16 protein-coding genes, 1 pseudogene and 1 riboswitch are annotated in these 18,410 nt (G+C 53.7%); of the genes and pseudogenes, 9 read left to right on the plus strand and 8 right to left on the minus strand.

Annotated elements, in window-relative coordinates:
- Positions 1-12 precede the first annotated feature (12 nt).
- The 3 genes and pseudogenes from AN477_RS25285 to AN477_RS15545 all read left to right on the plus strand — a co-directional run bounded on the left by AN477_RS25285 (position 13) and on the right by AN477_RS15545 (position 4,736).
- Positions 13-2,166, plus strand: a pseudogene (locus tag AN477_RS25285) (bifunctional homocysteine S-methyltransferase/methylenetetrahydrofolate reductase).
- A 376-nt stretch (positions 2,167-2,542) separates the two neighbouring features.
- Positions 2,543-3,478, plus strand: coding sequence for a methylisocitrate lyase (gene prpB, locus AN477_RS15540; protein WP_054970081.1), 936 nt, complete (start codon positions 2,543-2,545; stop codon positions 3,476-3,478).
- 70 nt (positions 3,479-3,548) lie between these two features.
- A complete protein-coding gene (locus AN477_RS15545; RefSeq protein ID WP_054970082.1) occupies positions 3,549-4,736 on the plus strand; it encodes an MFS transporter in 1,188 nt (395 codons plus the stop codon).
- A gap of 289 nt (positions 4,737-5,025) precedes the next feature.
- Here the strand turns inward: AN477_RS15545 and AN477_RS15550 are convergent, their stop codons facing one another.
- The 4 genes from AN477_RS15550 to AN477_RS24605 all read right to left on the minus strand — a co-directional run bounded on the left by AN477_RS15550 (position 5,026) and on the right by AN477_RS24605 (position 8,365).
- Positions 5,026-5,487 carry an S-ribosylhomocysteine lyase gene (locus tag AN477_RS15550; RefSeq protein WP_054970178.1) on the minus strand — a complete coding sequence of 154 codons (462 nt, stop codon included), beginning with the start codon at positions 5,485-5,487 and terminating at the stop codon, positions 5,026-5,028.
- Between the two features lie 197 nt (positions 5,488-5,684).
- Complete coding sequence (locus AN477_RS15555) at positions 5,685-7,175, minus strand: HD domain-containing phosphohydrolase (RefSeq protein WP_054970083.1); 1,491 nt, start codon at positions 7,173-7,175, stop codon at positions 5,685-5,687.
- A gap of 104 nt (positions 7,176-7,279) precedes the next feature.
- Positions 7,280-7,990 (minus strand): sensor histidine kinase, encoded by a 711-nt coding sequence (locus AN477_RS15560; protein ID WP_245631848.1) that lies wholly within the window; start codon positions 7,988-7,990, stop codon positions 7,280-7,282.
- A gap of 207 nt (positions 7,991-8,197) precedes the next feature.
- Positions 8,198-8,365, minus strand: coding sequence for a hypothetical protein (locus AN477_RS24605; RefSeq protein ID WP_157062000.1), 168 nt, complete (start codon positions 8,363-8,365; stop codon positions 8,198-8,200).
- Between the two features lie 32 nt (positions 8,366-8,397).
- Positions 8,398-8,501: riboswitch (cyclic di-GMP riboswitch) on the minus strand.
- A gap of 315 nt (positions 8,502-8,816) precedes the next feature.
- Here AN477_RS24605 and AN477_RS15565 point away from each other — a divergent pair.
- From AN477_RS15565 to AN477_RS15575, 3 genes are all read left to right on the plus strand, one after another.
- The gene (locus AN477_RS15565; protein ID WP_054970085.1) at positions 8,817-9,593 is read left to right on the plus strand and encodes an SDR family NAD(P)-dependent oxidoreductase; all 777 of its coding nucleotides are present in this window, start codon (positions 8,817-8,819) and stop codon (positions 9,591-9,593) included.
- A 103-nt stretch (positions 9,594-9,696) separates the two neighbouring features.
- Positions 9,697-10,281 carry a leucine-rich repeat flightless-interacting protein gene (locus AN477_RS15570; protein WP_054970086.1) on the plus strand — a complete coding sequence of 195 codons (585 nt, stop codon included), beginning with the start codon at positions 9,697-9,699 and terminating at the stop codon, positions 10,279-10,281.
- Between the two features lie 232 nt (positions 10,282-10,513).
- Entirely contained in the window at positions 10,514-10,945 is a 432-nt protein-coding gene (locus tag AN477_RS15575) for a hypothetical protein (protein WP_054970087.1), read from the plus strand.
- A gap of 134 nt (positions 10,946-11,079) precedes the next feature.
- Here AN477_RS15575 and AN477_RS15580 read toward each other — a convergent pair whose 3' ends face one another.
- Complete coding sequence (locus tag AN477_RS15580) at positions 11,080-11,724, minus strand: hypothetical protein (protein WP_054970088.1); 645 nt, start codon at positions 11,722-11,724, stop codon at positions 11,080-11,082.
- 190 nt (positions 11,725-11,914) lie between these two features.
- Between AN477_RS15580 and AN477_RS15585 the strand changes: the two genes are divergently transcribed.
- A complete protein-coding gene (locus tag AN477_RS15585; RefSeq protein ID WP_054970089.1) occupies positions 11,915-12,163 on the plus strand; it encodes a hypothetical protein in 249 nt (82 codons plus the stop codon).
- A gap of 81 nt (positions 12,164-12,244) precedes the next feature.
- Here the strand turns inward: AN477_RS15585 and AN477_RS15590 are convergent, their stop codons facing one another.
- The 3 genes from AN477_RS15590 to AN477_RS15600 all read right to left on the minus strand — a co-directional run bounded on the left by AN477_RS15590 (position 12,245) and on the right by AN477_RS15600 (position 16,486).
- Positions 12,245-13,435, minus strand: coding sequence for a pyridoxal phosphate-dependent aminotransferase (locus AN477_RS15590; RefSeq protein ID WP_054970090.1), 1,191 nt, complete (start codon positions 13,433-13,435; stop codon positions 12,245-12,247).
- A gap of 271 nt (positions 13,436-13,706) precedes the next feature.
- The gene (locus AN477_RS15595) at positions 13,707-15,665 is read right to left on the minus strand and encodes a transglycosylase domain-containing protein (protein ID WP_245631849.1); all 1,959 of its coding nucleotides are present in this window, start codon (positions 15,663-15,665) and stop codon (positions 13,707-13,709) included.
- Positions 15,650-16,486, minus strand: coding sequence for a hypothetical protein (locus AN477_RS15600; protein ID WP_157062001.1), 837 nt, complete (start codon positions 16,484-16,486; stop codon positions 15,650-15,652). Before AN477_RS15600 ends, AN477_RS15595 begins: the two co-directional genes overlap by 16 nt.
- A 75-nt stretch (positions 16,487-16,561) precedes the next feature.
- On the opposite strand from AN477_RS15600, the gene speE reads away from it, so the two are divergent.
- Together speE and speB are read left to right on the plus strand one after the other, a co-directional pair.
- Complete coding sequence (gene speE, locus AN477_RS15605; RefSeq protein ID WP_054970092.1) at positions 16,562-17,398, plus strand: polyamine aminopropyltransferase; 837 nt, start codon at positions 16,562-16,564, stop codon at positions 17,396-17,398.
- Positions 17,395-18,390 carry an agmatinase gene (gene speB, locus AN477_RS15610; protein ID WP_245631850.1) on the plus strand — a complete coding sequence of 332 codons (996 nt, stop codon included), beginning with the start codon at positions 17,395-17,397 and terminating at the stop codon, positions 18,388-18,390. The genes speE and speB overlap by 4 nt, the downstream gene beginning before the upstream one ends.
- Positions 18,391-18,410: the final 20 nt, after the last annotated feature.

Genomic DNA, 18,410 nt, shown 5'->3' on the forward strand with positions numbered 1-18,410 from the left:
GGAGGTGACATGATGTCGGAAACCGAACAAACGCAAGACGGATCCCGACCGCAGCAGGACGGACCTCGACCGCTGCAAGACGGACCCCGACCGCGGCAGGACATCCGCGACGTCTGGAGTCAGCGCGTCATCCTTGGTGATGGCGCGATGGCAACGATGCTGCACCAGTCGGGTGTGCCTATTCGCACGTGTTACGAAGAGCTCTCTCTGTCTCATCCCAAGCTCGTTCGCGATGTCCACCTCGCTTATATTGCTGCGGGTGCCGAGCTGATTCAGACGAACACCTTTGGTGCGCACCGGGTGGGACTTGCTCGCTATGGACTCGAAAGCCAGTTAGCAGACATTAACAGGGCTGCGGTTGCGGTGGCGCGTGAGGCGGCAGAGTCTGCTCCCGCTCGGCAAGGAGCCGGGCACCAGGGAACCACAAGACAGGGATCGGGGCAAGGATTCAGTGCATTGGACACCCCAGTCAGGAGTTCCAAGGGCCAGGTGTGGGTGTTTGGAACCATCGGATCGACAGCAGGACTCGGATACCGAGGTGAGACAGAGGATGAGACCCGCTTCACGTTGCGGGATGTGTTTGCCGAGCAGCTTGATGCGTTGCTCGAGGCTGGAGTGGACGGCATTGTCCTCGAAACCTTCGCCGATCTCTATGAAATGCTCGTTGCCCTCGAAGTGGTTAAAAGCCGGACGATCCTCCCTGTTCTTGCGACTTTATCGCCAGATGCGCCAGACGTTACCCGTGATGGTGTGCCGCTGGCTGACGCGTTTACCCGAATGCAGGAGGCGGGGTCGGATGTTTTCTGACTGAACTGCCGACTTGGCCTGGCTGGAATCCTGCGAGCCTACGAGCGCATGCCCCATGCGCCCGGGACAGTCTACGCCGCGGTGCCGAACGCGGGCATGCTGCACATTGACGAAGGTGACGTGAGCTATACCGCAGGTGCGGATTACTTTGCAGACATGGGCAAGCGGTTGGTTCAAAGCGGGGTTCATTTTGTCGGCGGCTGTTGTGGAACGACTCCAGATCACATTCGGCGCCTCGCAGTGAAACTGCAGGAAAGTGATATCTCCGGCCGAGAGGCGAAGGCCAGGCCCGTCGTTGCCACCGAGACAACGGCTGTGCAGAACCGCATTCACATCAATGAAGAGCAGCATAAAGGCGGAGAGACGAGTAGGAGCAACGAGACGCACGGCAACCAAGAGGTGCACAGCAACCAAAAGGTGCACAGCAACCAAAAGGTGCACAGCTTTGACGCAAAACCTTCCTCAACACTGCTCGACAAAGTCAAGCGTGAAACGACTGTGATCGTCGAATTGGATCCGCCGCGGACCACGGATATCTCCCGATACATGAAAGGTGCGCTGGCGTTGCACGAGGCCGGTGCGGACTCGATTACCCTCGCTGACAACTCTCTTGGGACCGTTCGAGTGAGTAACATGGCTGTGGCTGCAATGTTGAAGCCGCTTGGTATCGATCCGCTCGTTCATGTGACGTGCCGCGACAGGAACCTGATTGGACAGCAGTCACACTTGATGGGTCTGCATGTACTCGGAATTCACCACATCTTGCTCGTGACCGGAGACCCGTCCAGGTTTGGAGACCTGCCGGGTGCAACATCGGTCTACGATGTCTCCTCTATCGAATTAACCAAGATGGTGCGGCGTTTGAATGAGGGGATCGCGTTTTCAGGGCAGCCGCTGAAGCAACCTGCAAAATTTGTGGTTGGCACATCGTTTAACCCGCATGTCAGAAACTTCGACAAGGCCATTGAGCGATTGAAGCGCAAAGTAGATGCGGGGGCAGACTACATCATGACGCAGCCGGTGTACGACGAGCGTCTGATGGAGGTCGTAGCAAACGCAGCATCAGAGATTGGTGTTCCTGTATTTATCGGAGTGATGCCGCTCGTCAGTGCACGGAATGCCCTCTTCCTGCACAATGAGGTCCCAGGGATGCAGATTCCTGAAGACATCATACAGAAAATGGTTGATGCACCACTTGAGGGCGCTGCAGAAATCGGCATGCAAATTGCAGAGGGGCTAACAAATAGAGCAAGCGAGTACTTCAACGGGATCTACCTGATGACACCCTTTCTTCGCTATGACTTGACGGTCCGCTTGACCAAGGCTGCAAAAAGGGCTGCAGTTGTTAAACCGTACTAACCGATCCGGTCATCCGGTCATCTAGAGTCGTCCCTTTGACCATGTATTCGATCGAGTGCAAAAGAGCAGTCCCGCTGTTGGATAGAGAGTGCATAAAAATGAATAAAAGATGGACAGGGAATGGACAGGGAAGGCTCTGTCCATTTTTATTTCCATCGTCGCAAATGACAAAGCGGAAACTTTTTTACGAATCGCTGAGAAGGCAAGATCAGCGTGCTTCAACACCCGCTTAAATACGCATTTAAATACGCATTTAAACCGACTGGAATATTCTTAGGACAGCTGTGATCCTTTGTGACGACAGAGGAGGTTGCATTGCAAACGCGGCTACAATCCGGTATACCGATGGAAGACGTCTAGGGAAGGAGTAGGTACCTTGACTTGGCTTGTTGAACCAAACCCCACGCAAGATCAGCTTGCTGACCAATTTAGACTACTGATGAGAAATGAATCCCTTTTGCAAATTCCAGGTGCGCATGACGGAATGAGCGCCCTGCTTGCGAAAGAAGCTGGCTTTCAGGCACTGTATTTGTCAGGAGCGGCTTATACGGCGAGCCTGGGCCTTCCGGATCTGGGTCTCCTCTATTCCAATGAAGTTGCCGCACATGCCCGGGTGCTTGTACGCGCCTCAAAACTCCCCCTGCTTGTTGATATCGATACGGGTTACGGGGGCGTACTGAATGTCGCACGTACAGCTGCAGAGATGGTAGAAGCCGGTGTGGCTGCGGTTCAAATTGAAGATCAGGACCTTCCAAAAAAGTGTGGGCATCTCAATGGCAAAAACCTCGTGGCGACGGAAGAAATGCAGCAGAAGATCAGAATGCTGAAGCAGGTGGCACCTACATTGGTGGTCATTGCGCGAACGGATGCCAAGGCAGTCGAAGGAATAGAATCTGCGATTGCGAGGGCAAATGCATATTTGGCAGCTGGTGCAGATGCGATTTTCCCGGAGGCACTCACAACGGAGGCGGATTTCCTCCAGTTCCGCCAGGCTGTTTCTGCACCGTTGTTGGCCAACATGACTGAATTCGGAAAGACGCCGTATTACAGTGCAAAACAGTTCTCAGACTGGGGATATGACATGGTCATCTATCCCGTAACGTCACTTCGAGCAGCTGCAAAGGCTGCTGAAACGGCTTATCGCACGATTCATAATGAAGGAACGCAGGCCGGAATTCTGTCTACATTGCAGACACGTGCTGAGTTGTACGATACCATTCACTATTACGACTACGAAGCACTCGACGAGCACATTGCCAAAACAGTATTGCCGACTCCTGATGCCGACTCGAAAGACAGGCTTCGGCTGTGACTTGGTATTTGTCTTTGCTTCTGTCTTTGGGGGTACCGTGTAAGTCTTGTGGCTGGGAAGAGGGATTTGTATGAATTGGAGACGTACACTCTGGATTTTATGGGCGTCAAACTTCGCTGTTACCGCCGGTATGAGTTTAGTGATCCCGTTTCTGCCGTTATACATCGAAAAGCTTGGAATTCACAACCTGTCAGCTATGGAGCGATGGTCAGGTTGGGTGTTTTCAGCTCAATTTGTGACCTCTGTTATTTTCCAACCGATCTGGGGAGCTTTTGCGGATAGGCACGGGCGGAAAATCATGCTTCTTCGGGCTGGCATCGGCATGGGTGTCGTCACGGCATTGATGGGTGCAGTGGGTGCAGTGTGGGAGTTATTGCTGCTTCGCCTTTTCAACGGAATATTTTCTGGTTTCATCTCCATGTCCGTATCCCTGCAGGCATCTATAACGCCAAACGAGCACTCTGGAAGAGCTCTCGGAACGCTGCAAACCGGTGCGATTGCGGGAAACCTCATTGGACCTCTGATTGGTGGGGCATTGGCTGAAACAATTGGATTTCGGGGTGTGTTCTTCTGCACAGGTGGCATGTTGATTATTGCAAGTTTGATTGTATTGCTGTTTGTTCACGAACATCATCAGCCAATCGTTCGAGCGAAAGGGCCAACAGGGGGCATCAGACAACTACGCCCTTTGTTTCCGGTCTTTGTGGTTTCCACCTTTATTCAGGTAGGTATGATGAGTATCGAACCGATTGTCACGATTTACGCAAAGACGTTGTACACAGGTCCGCACTTAGCGCTGATTGCGGGTTTGGTCGTTTCTATAACAGGTATGGCCAATCTCGTCGGTGCGCCGTCTCTGGGTAGATTGGGCGATCGGATCGGGCAACGGAAGGTCCTCATCTTGGCTACCTGTGCCGCTGCGGTGATGTATATCCCGCAAGCCTTAGCCGGGAACATCGGGGTTCTTCTTGTGGGACGGTTTCTGCTCGGGCTGTTTATTGGTGGTATGATACCGTCGCTCAATGTACTGGTAAAAAAGAAGGCGCCTCCGGAACTCTTAGCGACAGCATTCGGAATCAATTCTGCGTCTACGTTTCTGGGAAACCTGCTTGGTCCGCTTCTTGGGAGCAGCGTCGCCGCTGCGTATGGAATTAAGAATGTGTTTTACGTAACCATGATCATTTTGGTGCTGAATGGGATCATCATATTTTTCAATCGAAGGTTGGATGCGGAACGCGTGCCTGCTGTAGCAGGCTAGACGGTTGTGGACGCCTATTCCCACGGGTATCCCAGCCCTTCCGCATCGGCGGGTTCATACATGTACGACACTCCGAAGAGCATGATTTCGCTCTGCACGCAAAATAACGTGCCAATCTTTAGATTGGCACGTTCAGACTGACACCGGTACGCCGCTGCGTGACCTCATAGAGGAACTGAGTTCCTCTCCAGCCAGGCGGTCTTCCGCTGCGGAACCTCATAGCGGAACTGAGTTCCTCTCCACCCCGAACGTGCCAAAGCTGTCATTATCACGCCACTGAGCTGGCTGTTTATGCCTCACTGCCAAAAATCTCTGGCCACTCGGACCTGGCGGACAACATTTTCTGAGCCAACTCTTTGGCGCCTTCGAGACTGTGGCTTGCCGCCCAACCGCACTGGACCTCGTTGCAAGCCGGGACCTCGGTTGCTTCCAGCACATCTTTCAGCGTGGCTTCGAGATAAGCCATGACCTCATCGCGATCATCGACGTTTAGCATCGTCAGGTAAAATCCTGTCTGGCAACCCATTGGGCTGAAGTCAACCACTTGGCTGGTGTGGTTACGAATATTTTCGGCCATCAAATGTTCGAGTGAGTGGAGTGCCGGCATCTCCATGTGTTCTTGATTCGGCTGGCACAGCCGTACATCGTATTTGTAAATCGTGTCTCCATGGGTGCCGTTTACTACGCCGGCGAGTCGTACGTAAGGAGCCTTGACCTTGGTATGATCCAGATTAAAACTCTCGACATTCATCTTCTTCACATCAATCTACCTCCCAAGTCTTCAAGATGGACGTAATCTTCAATTTCATGTTGCCGCCTTGAGCCAGATAGCCTTGAGCCAGATAGCCTTAAGCCAGATAGCCTTAAGCCAGATAGCCTTAAGCCAGACCGCCCAGACCGCCGCTGTCGCAGACGCCCGTTGACATAGATGGCCTGTTTCGACTCCAGTTAAAACAGGCACTCCAAGGCGTTTAGAACGTCCTCGTCAAATGCGCCGGCGTTCGCCCGAAGATGTTGCATAGTTTCGGTATGAGAAACTCTCTTTAGAACAACAGATTCTGCGTATGCGTCTGACAGTTGCAGAATCCTTTCCGCTGCTTTCAGACTGTCACGTTCTGCCTCTTCGCCATTGGGACTGACGGGGACGTCAGTCGCCTGGTTCGGGAAACCGGATCCGTCACAACGCTCATGGTGCCGCAAGATGAGGGTGTTGACGTCTGGACAAAATTGGAGCTCACCGAGCATTTCTACAGTCAGCTCGGGATGATGAATGTATTGCAACCAGGTAGTATGTGAGCGATCCGGTCGGTCTGTAACGTCGGACCCAATCGCTGTCAGGCCGTAGTCCGCCAATCTTGCGGCGGTCACAAGATTTACTTTCATTTCTTCGGAGAGCTGCAGTTGATGGGCCAACTCTGTTGCGTACTTGACCCGTGTATCAATAAACTCCGAAAAACGAGTTGCAATAAACTCTTGTGTGTTCCAGGCCTCTGTAATCAGTAGAAACCGCTTCATCAGCGTAGTGTCTCCGGCAAGATGTCTGTCCGGGGAGACGCGTCCGTCTGTCCATTCCTCCAGGCGTGCTCTGATCTCGGCGAATTCTCGCCAGTGGCCGAGTAATCCGACTTGGAGTTCGGCCTTTTCCATCAGCTGCTTGGCAAGGCGTTGATCACCAATGTGAAACGACAGCTCCGCGTACAATCGGCACAGATGGGCCGTCAACAGCGGATCGGCCGTCTGGTATGCCTCGTCAAACAAGGGCACGGATCGCCTTGCATATTCAATGCTCTGCTCATAATCCCCCTGGTGGAGGTACATTCGGGACAGAGCAGTGTATGAAAACATCAGTTCTTCCTTTGCATCCGAAGCTTCCAGGGCTTTTTGAATACATAACTCTGCGTTTTCATAGTCACGCAGTTCGATGTAGCAAATACCGAGATTGTTATAGAGCGTGCTATGGTAATGCACAACGTCTGCTTCCTCGAAGTACTGAAGGCTTTTCCTCAGGCTGGTTACGGCATCGCGGTAAAACTGTGTCGCCCATTGGACCGTGGCAAGGTTGTTAAACAGAATTCCCCTTCGCAGGTTGGGGAGTTGTGCTCCTGCCCGGTTTTCAATCTCCTGCAATAAACGGTAGGCCCGGTCAAAGTTTGATTGGGCATGGAGTGCCATGGCTAAGTGAATCTGACACTTGGCTTGGTTATCAAGTGTGTCGGCTGCTGCGACAGCCAACGTAAAGGAATGCTCCGCAGCATTGATATCATGTTGCTGAATTTGAATCTTACCAATTTCATCGTAGAGTAACGAGAGTGAACCTGAGGCTCCGTACTCTCCACTCCGAAGTTTGTCTTGGAATTTCTCAAGTGCTGCATACAGATGCCCGTTTGCTGACAACTTTAAGGCGTGTTGGAGCTGTGCATCATGAAGTAATGTTCGCATTATGAACCCAACCTGTCCGCATTGTACATACCCTATGTGAACTAGCAGCAAGGATGTGATTTCTCCGTGCTGAGAGCCCAAATCCCATTTATCTTTCTCTCTATTTATTCATAAACCGGCAGCCGGATCTCGAACCGGGCACCTGTACCTGGAGCAGATTCGATAAGAAACGTACCGTCTAGGTATTCGATCCGTTCCTTCATGCCGGCGAGGCCGTAGTGCCCTTCTGGTATCAAATCGGGATCAAAGCCCTTGCCATTGTCTGCGACCTGGATAATCAAGTCACTCTTTGACTGTGAGAACGCAATCTTGACGTTTGTCGCCTCGGCATGTTTGTGGACATTGTTCAGCAACTCTTGAATCAGCCTGTAAATCGCAACCTGACGAGCAGGGGCGATATCAAGCGAAACATCCTCTTGAACTGAAACTTCAATCTTCAGGTTCCAGTCGTGTTGATTCCGCTCACAGAGCTGCAAGGTTGCCTGAAGCACGCCGACTTCGTCAACAGCCACCGGGCGTAAATCATAGATCAATCGCCGAACGTCACTGACTAGCACGCGAACCTTCTGTTGTAACCGATCTACCTCTTCCTCAACAAGCGCAGGCTGAGTTTGAAGTAAACGGCGGATGATATCCAGACGCATACTGACATTGGTGATAGCTTGCGCTGGACCGTCGTGCAGATCGCGGGCGATTCTGCGGCGCTCTTCTTCAATGAGCTTAATGCCGTGATCCGTTTGATCGAAAATCGGGAGATCGCCAGGTGACATCGAGAATAACCCCTTAGTTGTTTTACTGCCCATCAGTGCGTTCACAGTGATTGGTTCCCCTTGTATTGTAATATAAAAAGATCCATCAGTACTAGGAAGGGAAGCGTTGCATGCAAACGGGCGTTGAATTGACTTGAATTGAGTTGAAATTAAATGGAAGTTCAACAGAAGTGAATGTTGAACACAAATGAAAAGGGGCAGTGCGCGCAGGCACCCACCCCTGTAGCAGATGAAGTCTGAAACAGTTTCCCGTTAATCCCATATTGGCCGAACAATGATATTTGGGGACGTCGTTGTAGTTGTGGTTGCAGCTACTGCTGCAGAACCATGGTGCGATGCCGTGTGGAAGGTTACTGGGACGACGACCACAGCAGCAACAATTGCGAGCCCCGCAAAAACGGCTTTTGCCCACTTTTTCATGCTATTTCTCCTCCTTTCTGACGGTCAGGAGCACCGGAAACCCGGCTGCCATAGTGGTCTGAGAACACGCGTTCATCAGCACGACAGGCCCGTGGCTTTGCGTCCTTGCCTTTCGACAAGTTTGCTATTACTTACCAATATATTAAATTCAGAATTAAAAGTCAACTAAATTTATCCAAACTTTGAGAAATTGAGAAATGGGGTGGTAGATTGCGAGCGGTGGCTCATGAGTGGTTGGTTACCGGGCAGTAGATTAGGAGCAGAGGCTTACGAACGCCGGCTTATGAGCGGTCGCTTACGAGCTACGAGCAGTGCCTCGCGAGTAATGGGTTACGACCGGTACCTTAGGAATAATGGGTTATGAATGGTATCTTACGAATGGTATCTTCATCAAACGATAAGATGGATAGATGGATAGATAGCATGTTAACGGATAGATGGAGGGAATAACGTGGAAAACCAAACTTCAAACAGATCTGACAGTCAACATCGCCTTGCCGGCAGGGTCGTCCTTGTGACAGGTGCTGGGCGCGGGATTGGTCGTTGTGTGGCACGTACATATGCGGAGATGGGTGCACAGGTCGTCTGTTGGGACAAAGACGCGAACTTGTTGAACGAAGCCATGGCCAAATACCCGCAGACGTTTCGGGATACCGTGACGGCCACGGTAGATGTCAGCAAACCGGATGAGATCACCCGTGGCATTAGAGAGGTCGTTGAAGCGTTCGGTCGGATCGACATCCTCATTAATAATGCTGGGATATCTCATTGGAAGTCGCCGATAGACCTAGCTGTGGCGGAGTGGGATGAAGTCATTCATGTAAACCTCCGTGGGACCTTTCTGTGTGCAAGAGAAGCAGTGCAGCATATGGCCAAAGGAAGCGCGATCGTGAATCTGGCATCGACACGAGGCATCATGTCAGAGCCGAACAGTGAGGCGTACGCAGCATCAAAGGGAGGCATTCTAGCCCTGACACACGCACTGGCAGCCTCCTTCGGACCCCGCGGCATCCGGGTGAATGCCATCAGCCCGGGATGGATTGAGACGGGTGACTACGAAGCGTTGGGTGAAGCGGATCACGCACAACACTTCGCAGGCCGGGTGGGCCATCCGGGGGATATCGCCAAAGCTTGTCTTTACCTGACTGATCCGGATAACGATTTCGTGACCGGGACCAACCTTGTTGTAGACGGTGGCATGACCCGCAAGATGATTTACGTCGAGTAATTACGACAGACTTATAGCCTTGTCCGCATTTTGTGATACAGTGAATCTCGATCTATTCCTTTGCCCCATCGACAGTGACATGCTGAAATTAGGAGTGAACTTCATGAAACGAATGATTACGGGGATCTCGCTTATCGCGCTCACCTCGATGGGCTTTATTACGGGGTGCGCGACCAACACAACAAACCAGGCCAACACGTCGGCGACAAATAGTATCTATACAAACACAACTACACCAGCAGCCGGCTCGGGCAATGCAACAGCGACTGGTTCAGGGAACGTGACAGGGACAAGCGGAAGTGCAGGAAACGCTGCCAGTACGAGCAGCAACCCTGTCATGACTGATGCTCAGATGAAGACTGTTGCGAAGGACCTCGTCGACAGGTACCTTCAGTCGCACAACGACAAGACGGCAGCCGAATACCAAGTCGATATCACTCAAATTTTAATACCTGGGCTTGCTCAAGCCGTCGCCTCTGCAGCGAGAAGCGGCGTCGATTACAATCACCCGATTCAGTCATCAGCGGTCACGGTAGAATCCATTCAATACATGAATCCAAACTCGTTTGGAGCCATTGCGAACGCGAACATTCATTTTAAAGATGGGAAGACGGAGCAGACAAAGTACCATCTGATTTTGGCGCTTGATCCGGGTTCCCAGCAGTGGCTCATCCGGTCTATCGGCTAGCCTCCTGCCTCCCGGTCGAGGTGTTGGGGACTGCACATTGCCGGCGGCACCCTTCCTGAAACACCCTTCCTAAAGGCCAAGTGGTGAACAACAAGGCAACGTGGTGAACAACCGCTGGACAAGAGTCCAAATAGAGCCCGTTTCGGGGATTCGACGTGGCATCTTCCGGGTCGCAACCATACAGTATGGTGAGGCTCCTGCGGGAGCGTAACTCGACAGAGGAGGGACCACTGTGCGGAAGCGACCCACTAAAAAAGTAGCCAAGAAACGGCAAGCGAAAGTTGCTCCCAACAGTCCGGCGCAGTCAATTCAGTCTCCGATGCCGACGGCACAAACTGCTTCTTCTCAAAAACCGATAGATAATTTGAAGCAGAATCTGTCTGGCAAACGAAAAGCGATTTTTCAAATCCTGGATGATGTGAAGAAGGTTCAGCCGGACCAATGGAAAGACCCGAATGAGGTTGAAAAACTGGCGAAGAACTTCGCTGGAAAGCTCGGGTTGCCGGTGCCGGAAGAGCGGATCAAGCAGTTTGTGAATGCGTACAAGGACGCAACGAAGAACGGACCGAATGCCAATGTGGACGACATCGTCAAAAAATACGGCAAGAACGTCGATGGAGACACCCTGAAAGAAATCAAGAAGTTTGTTCCCAAGAGCAAGTAACAAAGGGTTCGCAGCCAAGGCGGACCGTCTCGTCGCAATGATGAGGCGGCCCGTTCTGGGTTGATGGGAGAGAAACCGTAAAGGGCTGGCACACCGTGCCAGCCCTTCTTGCTGTACGAAGAACCGGAATCAGCCTATCCGGGGAATCCTGCACGTCCGGCTGGCCGCCCGGCGGGTTGCTGACGCGCCGGGCGGCGCTGTGCTTGCTGCCGGGGAGGTTGCTGTCGCCGGGGCTGAGGGTTCCTCTGCGCAGCTGCTGGCTGACCCTCAATCAACGCTTGTTGGTTAGCAGGTGCTTCTACCTGCTCCACGTTGTCGGAGTCATCGGATCCGCCGCCCATCCCCTTCAAAATTTGGCTTCCTGCCGGTGAATTCATCAGAGCAACAAGGATATTTGTAAAGTCCTCGGTAGACAGATTCTTGCCGCGTTGTTTGATGAGCTTGTCAAGGACTCCGGTTTCCCGCAATGAATTTGTGGTTACAAATACCGTGTCCAAGACCTGGTCGGCCTGTTGCAGATACGTCATCCATTTTTTTACTTGAGTTCGCAAACTGCCAACACTTTTGATGGTTTCTTGAATGTTCTCGGGTGATAGGAGTTTTGACAGACTGTTCTTGCTGCCCGAGCTGCTTGCATTCGTCTTACTTGGCAAGCCGCTGCTCCCTCCGGACGCTTTCGCTGGGCGCTTTGCCGGACGCTTTGGTCTTCGTGACGTCCCTGGACCGGCCGACTTAACCTGTGTACCTGGCCTTTTTCTGACTTTGCTTGGTTGGGCCATGGTCTCACCTCCGTCTCTGTGCACAACTTGCCAACTACTGTATTGTATGGGCGGACAAGGGATTCGGTGACTGGACTTGAACCCGACCGTGACGGAAGGTGCATGATGTGCCGGGAGCAAAGCCAAACTACATGCGAGTTGATTTACAAATGGATCAGGCTTCAGAAGCCGACGGAATGGGGGAAGATACTTGGCTGAGGACAAGGACAGGAGTCAGAGGGAACGTTCTCTGCATGCCCGGTACGGAGGCGTCCACTTTACGCAGCTAGCGCATGCACGGGACATCAATGAATTTGTCCGGGCGCTTCCCATGGATAAAAAGGACAGCTTGTTTGAAGTGATGCAAGAGCTTCACAACAGTGGGTACATCCGAATCGAGAATGATCACGAATTCACTGACCACACCGGCGAAGTTCACCCAGACACGCACAACGCATAACGGCGCAAAAACAGGCGGTACCGTCTTTCAACCGACGGGCCGCCTGTTTCCTGGACTGAGTCATTATTTCCTCTTTGGAGACTACGATTCGAGGCGCGAGATAAACCGCTCGATCCGCTCAACGGCCGTTTTGATCTGCTCCATCGATGTAGCATAGGAAAGACGCATGTTTTCCGGTGCTCCAAAGGCTTCGCCGGGAACCGCGGCAACGAGATCGGTCTCGAGCAAAAGGGTACAAAAATCATTTGAGGTCTCAATCCGTTTGCCGTTCAGTGACTTGCCGTACAGTCCGGAGATGTTCGGGAATACATAGAATGCTCCATCGGGCACCAGACACTGGATACCGTTCATGTTTTGCAAGGCACTAACCAGGTAATCCCGGCGCTCGTGGAACGCTTCGACCATCCCGGGGTCAAACGAGTCGAGGGCTACAATACCCGCTGCTTGCGAGATACTGGCAGGGTTTCCGGTGGCGTGACTTTGCAGACTGGAGACAGCCTTGACCACGTCCTGTGGTCCGGCCAAGTATCCAAGTCTCCAACCGGTCATCGCAAACGCTTTGGAGAACCCGTTGACGACAATCGTGCGATTCATCAGATCGGGAACTAGGGCCGGAAGACTGTAGTGCTCCACATTGTAGACGAGTCGTTCGTAAATCTCATCGGTAACCACATACACATCGTACTGCACGAGAACTTCGCCGAGTGCCTTTAATTCGTCTTTTGTATAGACGGCACCGGTTGGGTTGCTCGGCGAATTCAACATGACCGCTTTTGTACGCGGCGTGATGGCAGCTTTCAACTGCTCTGGCGTCATCTTAAAACCGGTATCTTCATTGCAGGAGACGATGACAGGTTCTGCACCCGACAGTCGGATCTGCTCTGGGTAAGACACCCAATACGGTGCAGGAAGGATGACCTCGTCACCGGGATCGCAGATAGCAAGAAAGATGTTGAACAGCGAGTGTTTCGCGCCGGAAGATACGACGATTTGTTCAGGCGTGTACTGCAGGCCGTTTTCGGTCATGAGCTTCTGTGCGATCCGCTTGCGCAGCTCGAGCGTCCCTGCTGCAGGAGTATAGCGTGTTTGTCCATCGACAATCGCTTTAATTCCAGCAAAGGCAGCTGCTTTCGGTGTATCAAAGTCCGGTTCGCCAACGCTCATGTTGACGACTGGCTGCCCCTCTTTCATCAGGGCCTTGGTCTTGGCGTCGATGCTCATCGTCGCCGATGGCGCTATTCCTCGAACGCGCCCTGATAAACGTTGCTCCACGGGCCCACGCTCCTCTCATAGTTTGAGGTCATTGTACCATCATCACTGTACTGTCACTACCACTGTACGCCGCGAAACCGCTTGCAGTTGCAAAGATTTCTGAAAAGACCATATTCATCGCCAAAACCCACATAGTTCACGCCAAACCTACACGTTTGTCGCTACAGCCGCATGGTGGTCGCTAAGGCCGCATGATGCTCGCCAGAACGCATGATGGCAGCTGGAACGCATGGTGGTCGCTAGAACGCATGGTGGCAGCTGGAACGCATGGTTATCGCCAAAACCATTTTTTCCACCAAGGCGTCTTCTCCACCTGATGCTCTTCAGGTACCTGTTCCGCATGAAGCGAACAGAACTCTTTTGGTGCAGTGCCGGGTGTAAAGTAATCCGTCTCGGTGGTGCTGCAGTTCTTGGTAGCTAGTTCTGCGGTCACCGGATCGATAACCCGTTTCTCAAGACCGAGCGGCGGGCGGTACCAATCGGATGGGAGGCGCTGCTGGGCGGTGCCCATGAACTTCGCCCAAATGGGGCCGGCGAGATGTTCTTCATCCAGGGACAAAGGATGGTTGCTGTCGTATCCGACCCATACGGCACAGACGAGTTTTGGCGTGTACCCGACCATCCACGCGTCCGTGTCTGTGGTGCCTGTTTTCGCGGCTGCCGGGCCGTGCATGTATTGGTGGATTTTGTACCCTGTGCCGCCTGGGCCAAGGACAGACTTCATCAGATCGGTCATCTGGAACGCAACCGCCTCCGGAATGACGCGTGTTTTGTCCTTCTCTGTTCCAAACTGCTGCACGGATCCGGTAAACGAGGAACGGACTTCGTCTACCGTATGCGGCACGATCCGATATCCTCCGTTTGCCAAGGTGGCGTACACGGTGGCCATCTGCAGTGGACTTGTTGGGAATACCCCAAGCGCGAGCGCGGGGTACGGCTGCAGCGGTGTTGTCACGCCCATCTTTCTGGCTTGGTCGATCACGGTTTGCGGCCCGACGTCGAGATTCGCTGTCACTGCGTACACATTGTCGGAGCGAGCGAGCGCCTCCCGCATGGTGAGCGGCCGGTGTGCGTAAAACTCACCGTAGTCATGAACGGTGTACAGTTTTGACTTGTCGTACAAAAAGGTAGTCAGCTCGCTGTTCACTTGCTCGGCAGGCGTCCATCCGTGCTGGAGAGCAGCGGTGTACAGAATGGCCTTAAAGGTCGAGCCTGGCTGCCGCTCAGCAAACGCTCGGTTGTATGGACTGGTTGCGTAATCCTTGCCGCCAACCATGGCTTTAATGGCACCGGTTTGCGGATCGATGGCAACCAGAGCTGCCTGGATCGAGCTGCCCTTTGGCAGGGTGCTCACAACTGCGTGTTCTGCGGCTTGTTGTAAAACCGGATCGAGCGTGGTTGTAATTCGGATGCCGCCCCGATACAACTCGTCACTGCTGATGTGGAAGTGATCCTTTGCTTCCTCGAGTGCTGTATGTGTGAAATAAGGTGCAGAGGCCGTCGGGTCTTGTGCAGTATGGTAGTGCAGCGGTTGTGTAAATGCTGCATCTGCCTGTTCCTGAGTCAGTGCTCCAACCTGAACCATTCGGTTTAACACTAGTCTTTGCCGGTCCTTCGCCGCTTCCGGATGGAGCAACGGGGAGTAGATGCTCGGTCCTTTCGGCAGACCGGCGAGCATGGCAGATTCCGCAAGCGAGAGCTCGGACACGGGTTTTCCGAAATACAGGCGTGAAGCAGCGCCAACACCATAAGCACCGTGGCCGTAGTAAATGGTGTTCAGGTACTGGGTCAGGATGTCCTGCTTAGATTCGTGCAACTCAAGCTGCAGGGATAACAGACCCTCGCGGACTTTCCGAGTGATTGTCCGCTCTTGACTGAGAAAGAGGTTTTTAACCAGTTGTTGTGTAATGGTCGATCCGCCTTCAACTACATGCCCGCTCTTGGCATCGACGAGAAGCGCGCGGAACATCGACCTTGGGCTGACCGCATGGTGTTGATAAAAACGGGCATCCTCGACCGCAAGGGTAGCCTGTTGTAACTGAATCGGGATTTGATCGATTGGAACTTGCTCACTTCGTACACCACGAAGGGTCCACTCAGACAGGACGCTCCCTTGTTCCGTTTCAATTCGGGTCGGATCGAGAAAGCTTTGGTCCGGCAACGGGGTTGCTTTCAGCGCCAACAGAAGCGTTGTCATTCCTGCAAAACCAAGGGTCATCGGAAGAAACACGTATTTCGCCCACCAGGGAGACCGTGCCCACCAGTTTTGGTGAGGTGGACGGTTGTGATCATTTCGGTTTTGGCGGGAGCTGCCGTGCTGGGAGCTTCTGTGCTGGGAGCGCCCTTGCCGGTTAAACACATATGTTGTTTGTTGCTGGATGGGCAAGCCAAAACCTCCTTATGTTGCTGATCGAGGGTTAGTATGCACAGTCTTCCAATCTGGTATAATACGGGCGGCATAACTTTCGACAGAATGTGCCTGCTGCTGTCGATGGGCGGCAACGCTGGGTGCGATCCCGTGGCGCGTGCGGGGCGGTGTTGCGGGTGCGATCCCCGGGCGCACCGACCGGCGCACGCGGCTTCGGCGATCGTAGAGGAACTCAGTTCCGCTAAATCATCGCCGCCCGCGGCCTGGGCGCGCGTAGAGGAACTCAGTTCCGCTAAATCATCGGCGCCCGTGGCCCGGACGCTCGTAGAGGAACTCAGTTCCGCTAAATCATCGCCGCCCGCGGCCTGGGCGCGCGTAGAGGAACTCAGTTCCGCTAAATCATCGGCGCCCGTGGCCCGGACGCTCGTAGAGGAACTCAGTTCCGCTAAATCATCGCCGCCCGCGGCCTGGGCGCGCATAGAGGAACTCAGTTCCGCTAAATCATCGCCGCCCGTGGCCTGAGCGCGCATAGAGGAACTGAGTTCCGCTAAATCATCGCCGCCCGCGGCCTGAGCGCGCATAGAGGAACTCAGTTCCGCTAAATCATCGCGGCCCGCGGCCTGAGCGCGCATAGAGGAACTCAGTTCCGCTAAATCATCGCGGCCCGCCAGCCATCCCGGCACTGTCGGCCGACAGGCCACAACGGATGAACGGCTTGTACAAAACGGTTTTGTACATATGAAGGAGGAATTGTTCAAGTGAAAAATGCAGAGTTGTGGTTTACCGAGTACCAATCCGATAACCTCTCGATTGGCCTTCGTATTAATAAAACGATTCATAGCGAAGTGACGGAGTTCCAAACGCTCGATATCATGGAAACTGAGCAGTACGGCAACCTGCTTGTGCTCGACGGTTGCGTGATGACGACGGATAAGGACGAGTTTGTCTATCACGAGATGATCTCACACGTACCTTTGCACACCCACCCAAATCCAAAGCGCGTGCTTGTCATTGGCGGCGGAGACGGCGGGGCTATCCGCGAGATCATCAAGCACCCGTCGGTTGAGAAGGCGGTTCTAGCCGAGATCGACGGACGCGTCATCGAGACCTCCAAAGAGTACTTCCCGCAGATTGCGAGCGGCCTTGCTGACCCGCGTGTGGACGTCCAAGTCACGGACGGTATCCAATACGTCAAGGACCACAAAGGTGAGTTTGACGTGATTCTTGTTGACTCGACCGATCCGATAGGTCCCGCCGTCGGCCTCTTCGCCCGCGACTTCTACCAGCTGGTCTTTGAGGCCCTGACAGACGATGGCCTGTTTGTCGCGCAGACGGAATCGCCGTTCGCGAACCAGAAGCTCATCAGCCAGGTCAACGCGGATATCAAGAGCGTGTTCCCGCAGACACACATGTATCTAGCCTTCATCCCAACCTACCCGACCGGTATGTGGAGCTTTACAATGGGATCGAAGAAATATAACCCGCTCCAAGACCAACAGCCGCAACGCGTGACGGGCACAAAGTACTACAGCAGCGATGTGCACAAGGGAGCCTTCGCGTTACCCCCATTTGTTCAGGAGTTGATCAAGGGATGAGTGGCGCAGGCGAGCATAACTTCAATGGAGGAACGATGGGATCAACTGCCGGAGTCGGCAACGCTTCCGGGGCAGGCTCAGGCCTAGGTGGCACAGGCGGGCCAGCTACCACGGCCGGGGCGGCCCGCCGCCCGCTCGATCCCGCATACAGCGGCAACGTCTACATCGGATCGAGCGAAGATTATGAAGCAGCCAAAGCAGTCATCTATGGGATGCCGATGGACTGGACGGTCTCCTTCCGCGGGGGCACACGCCTCGGACCGGCCCGCATCCGCGAGGTTTCGATTGGGGTGGAGGAGTACAGTCCGTATCTCGATCGCGATTTATCGGACATCACCTTCTTTGACGCGGGCGACGTACCGCTTCCGTTTGGCAACCCGCAGAAGAGTGTCGAAGCCCTGTATCAGTATGTGCGTTCGGTGTACGCTGACGGCAAGCTGCCGATAGGCCTTGGCGGTGAGCACCTTGCTACGTGGGGGCCGCTCCGTGCAGCGTGGGAAAAGTACCCTGACTTGCACATTGTCCACATCGACGCACACACCGACCTGCGTGACGAATACGAGGGCGAGCCCTATTCGCACTCGACCATCATCAAGAAGGCCTGTGATGCTATCGGACCCGATCGGATCTACCAGTTTGGCATTCGCTCAGGCACCCGCGATGAGTTTCGTTGGGCAAAGGAGAACACGCACTTCTACCCATTTGACGTAGCGGAGCCGCTCAAGAAGGTGCTGCCGGAGCTGAAGGGGAAACCGGTGTACGTGACGTGGGATATTGACGTGTTCGATCCCGCTTACGCCCCTGGCACAGGCACAGCTGAACACGGTGGCATCGACCCGCGCGAAGGCTTCGAAACGATGAAGTTATTAGCGGAATTGAACGTAGTGGGCTTCGATCTGATGGAGATCTCCCCGCCGATTGACCCCAGCGAGCTGTCGCAGATCCTGGCGGCGAAGCTGATCCGCGAGGCCTTGCTGGCATTTGTGAAGTAGGGAAATTGTGGGCTGGACCG

It is taken from the genome of Paenalicyclobacillus ferrooxydans (assembly GCF_001399675.1).
GTDB classification, from domain to species: Bacteria; Bacillota; Bacilli; order Alicyclobacillales; family Alicyclobacillaceae; genus Alicyclobacillus_B; species Alicyclobacillus_B ferrooxydans.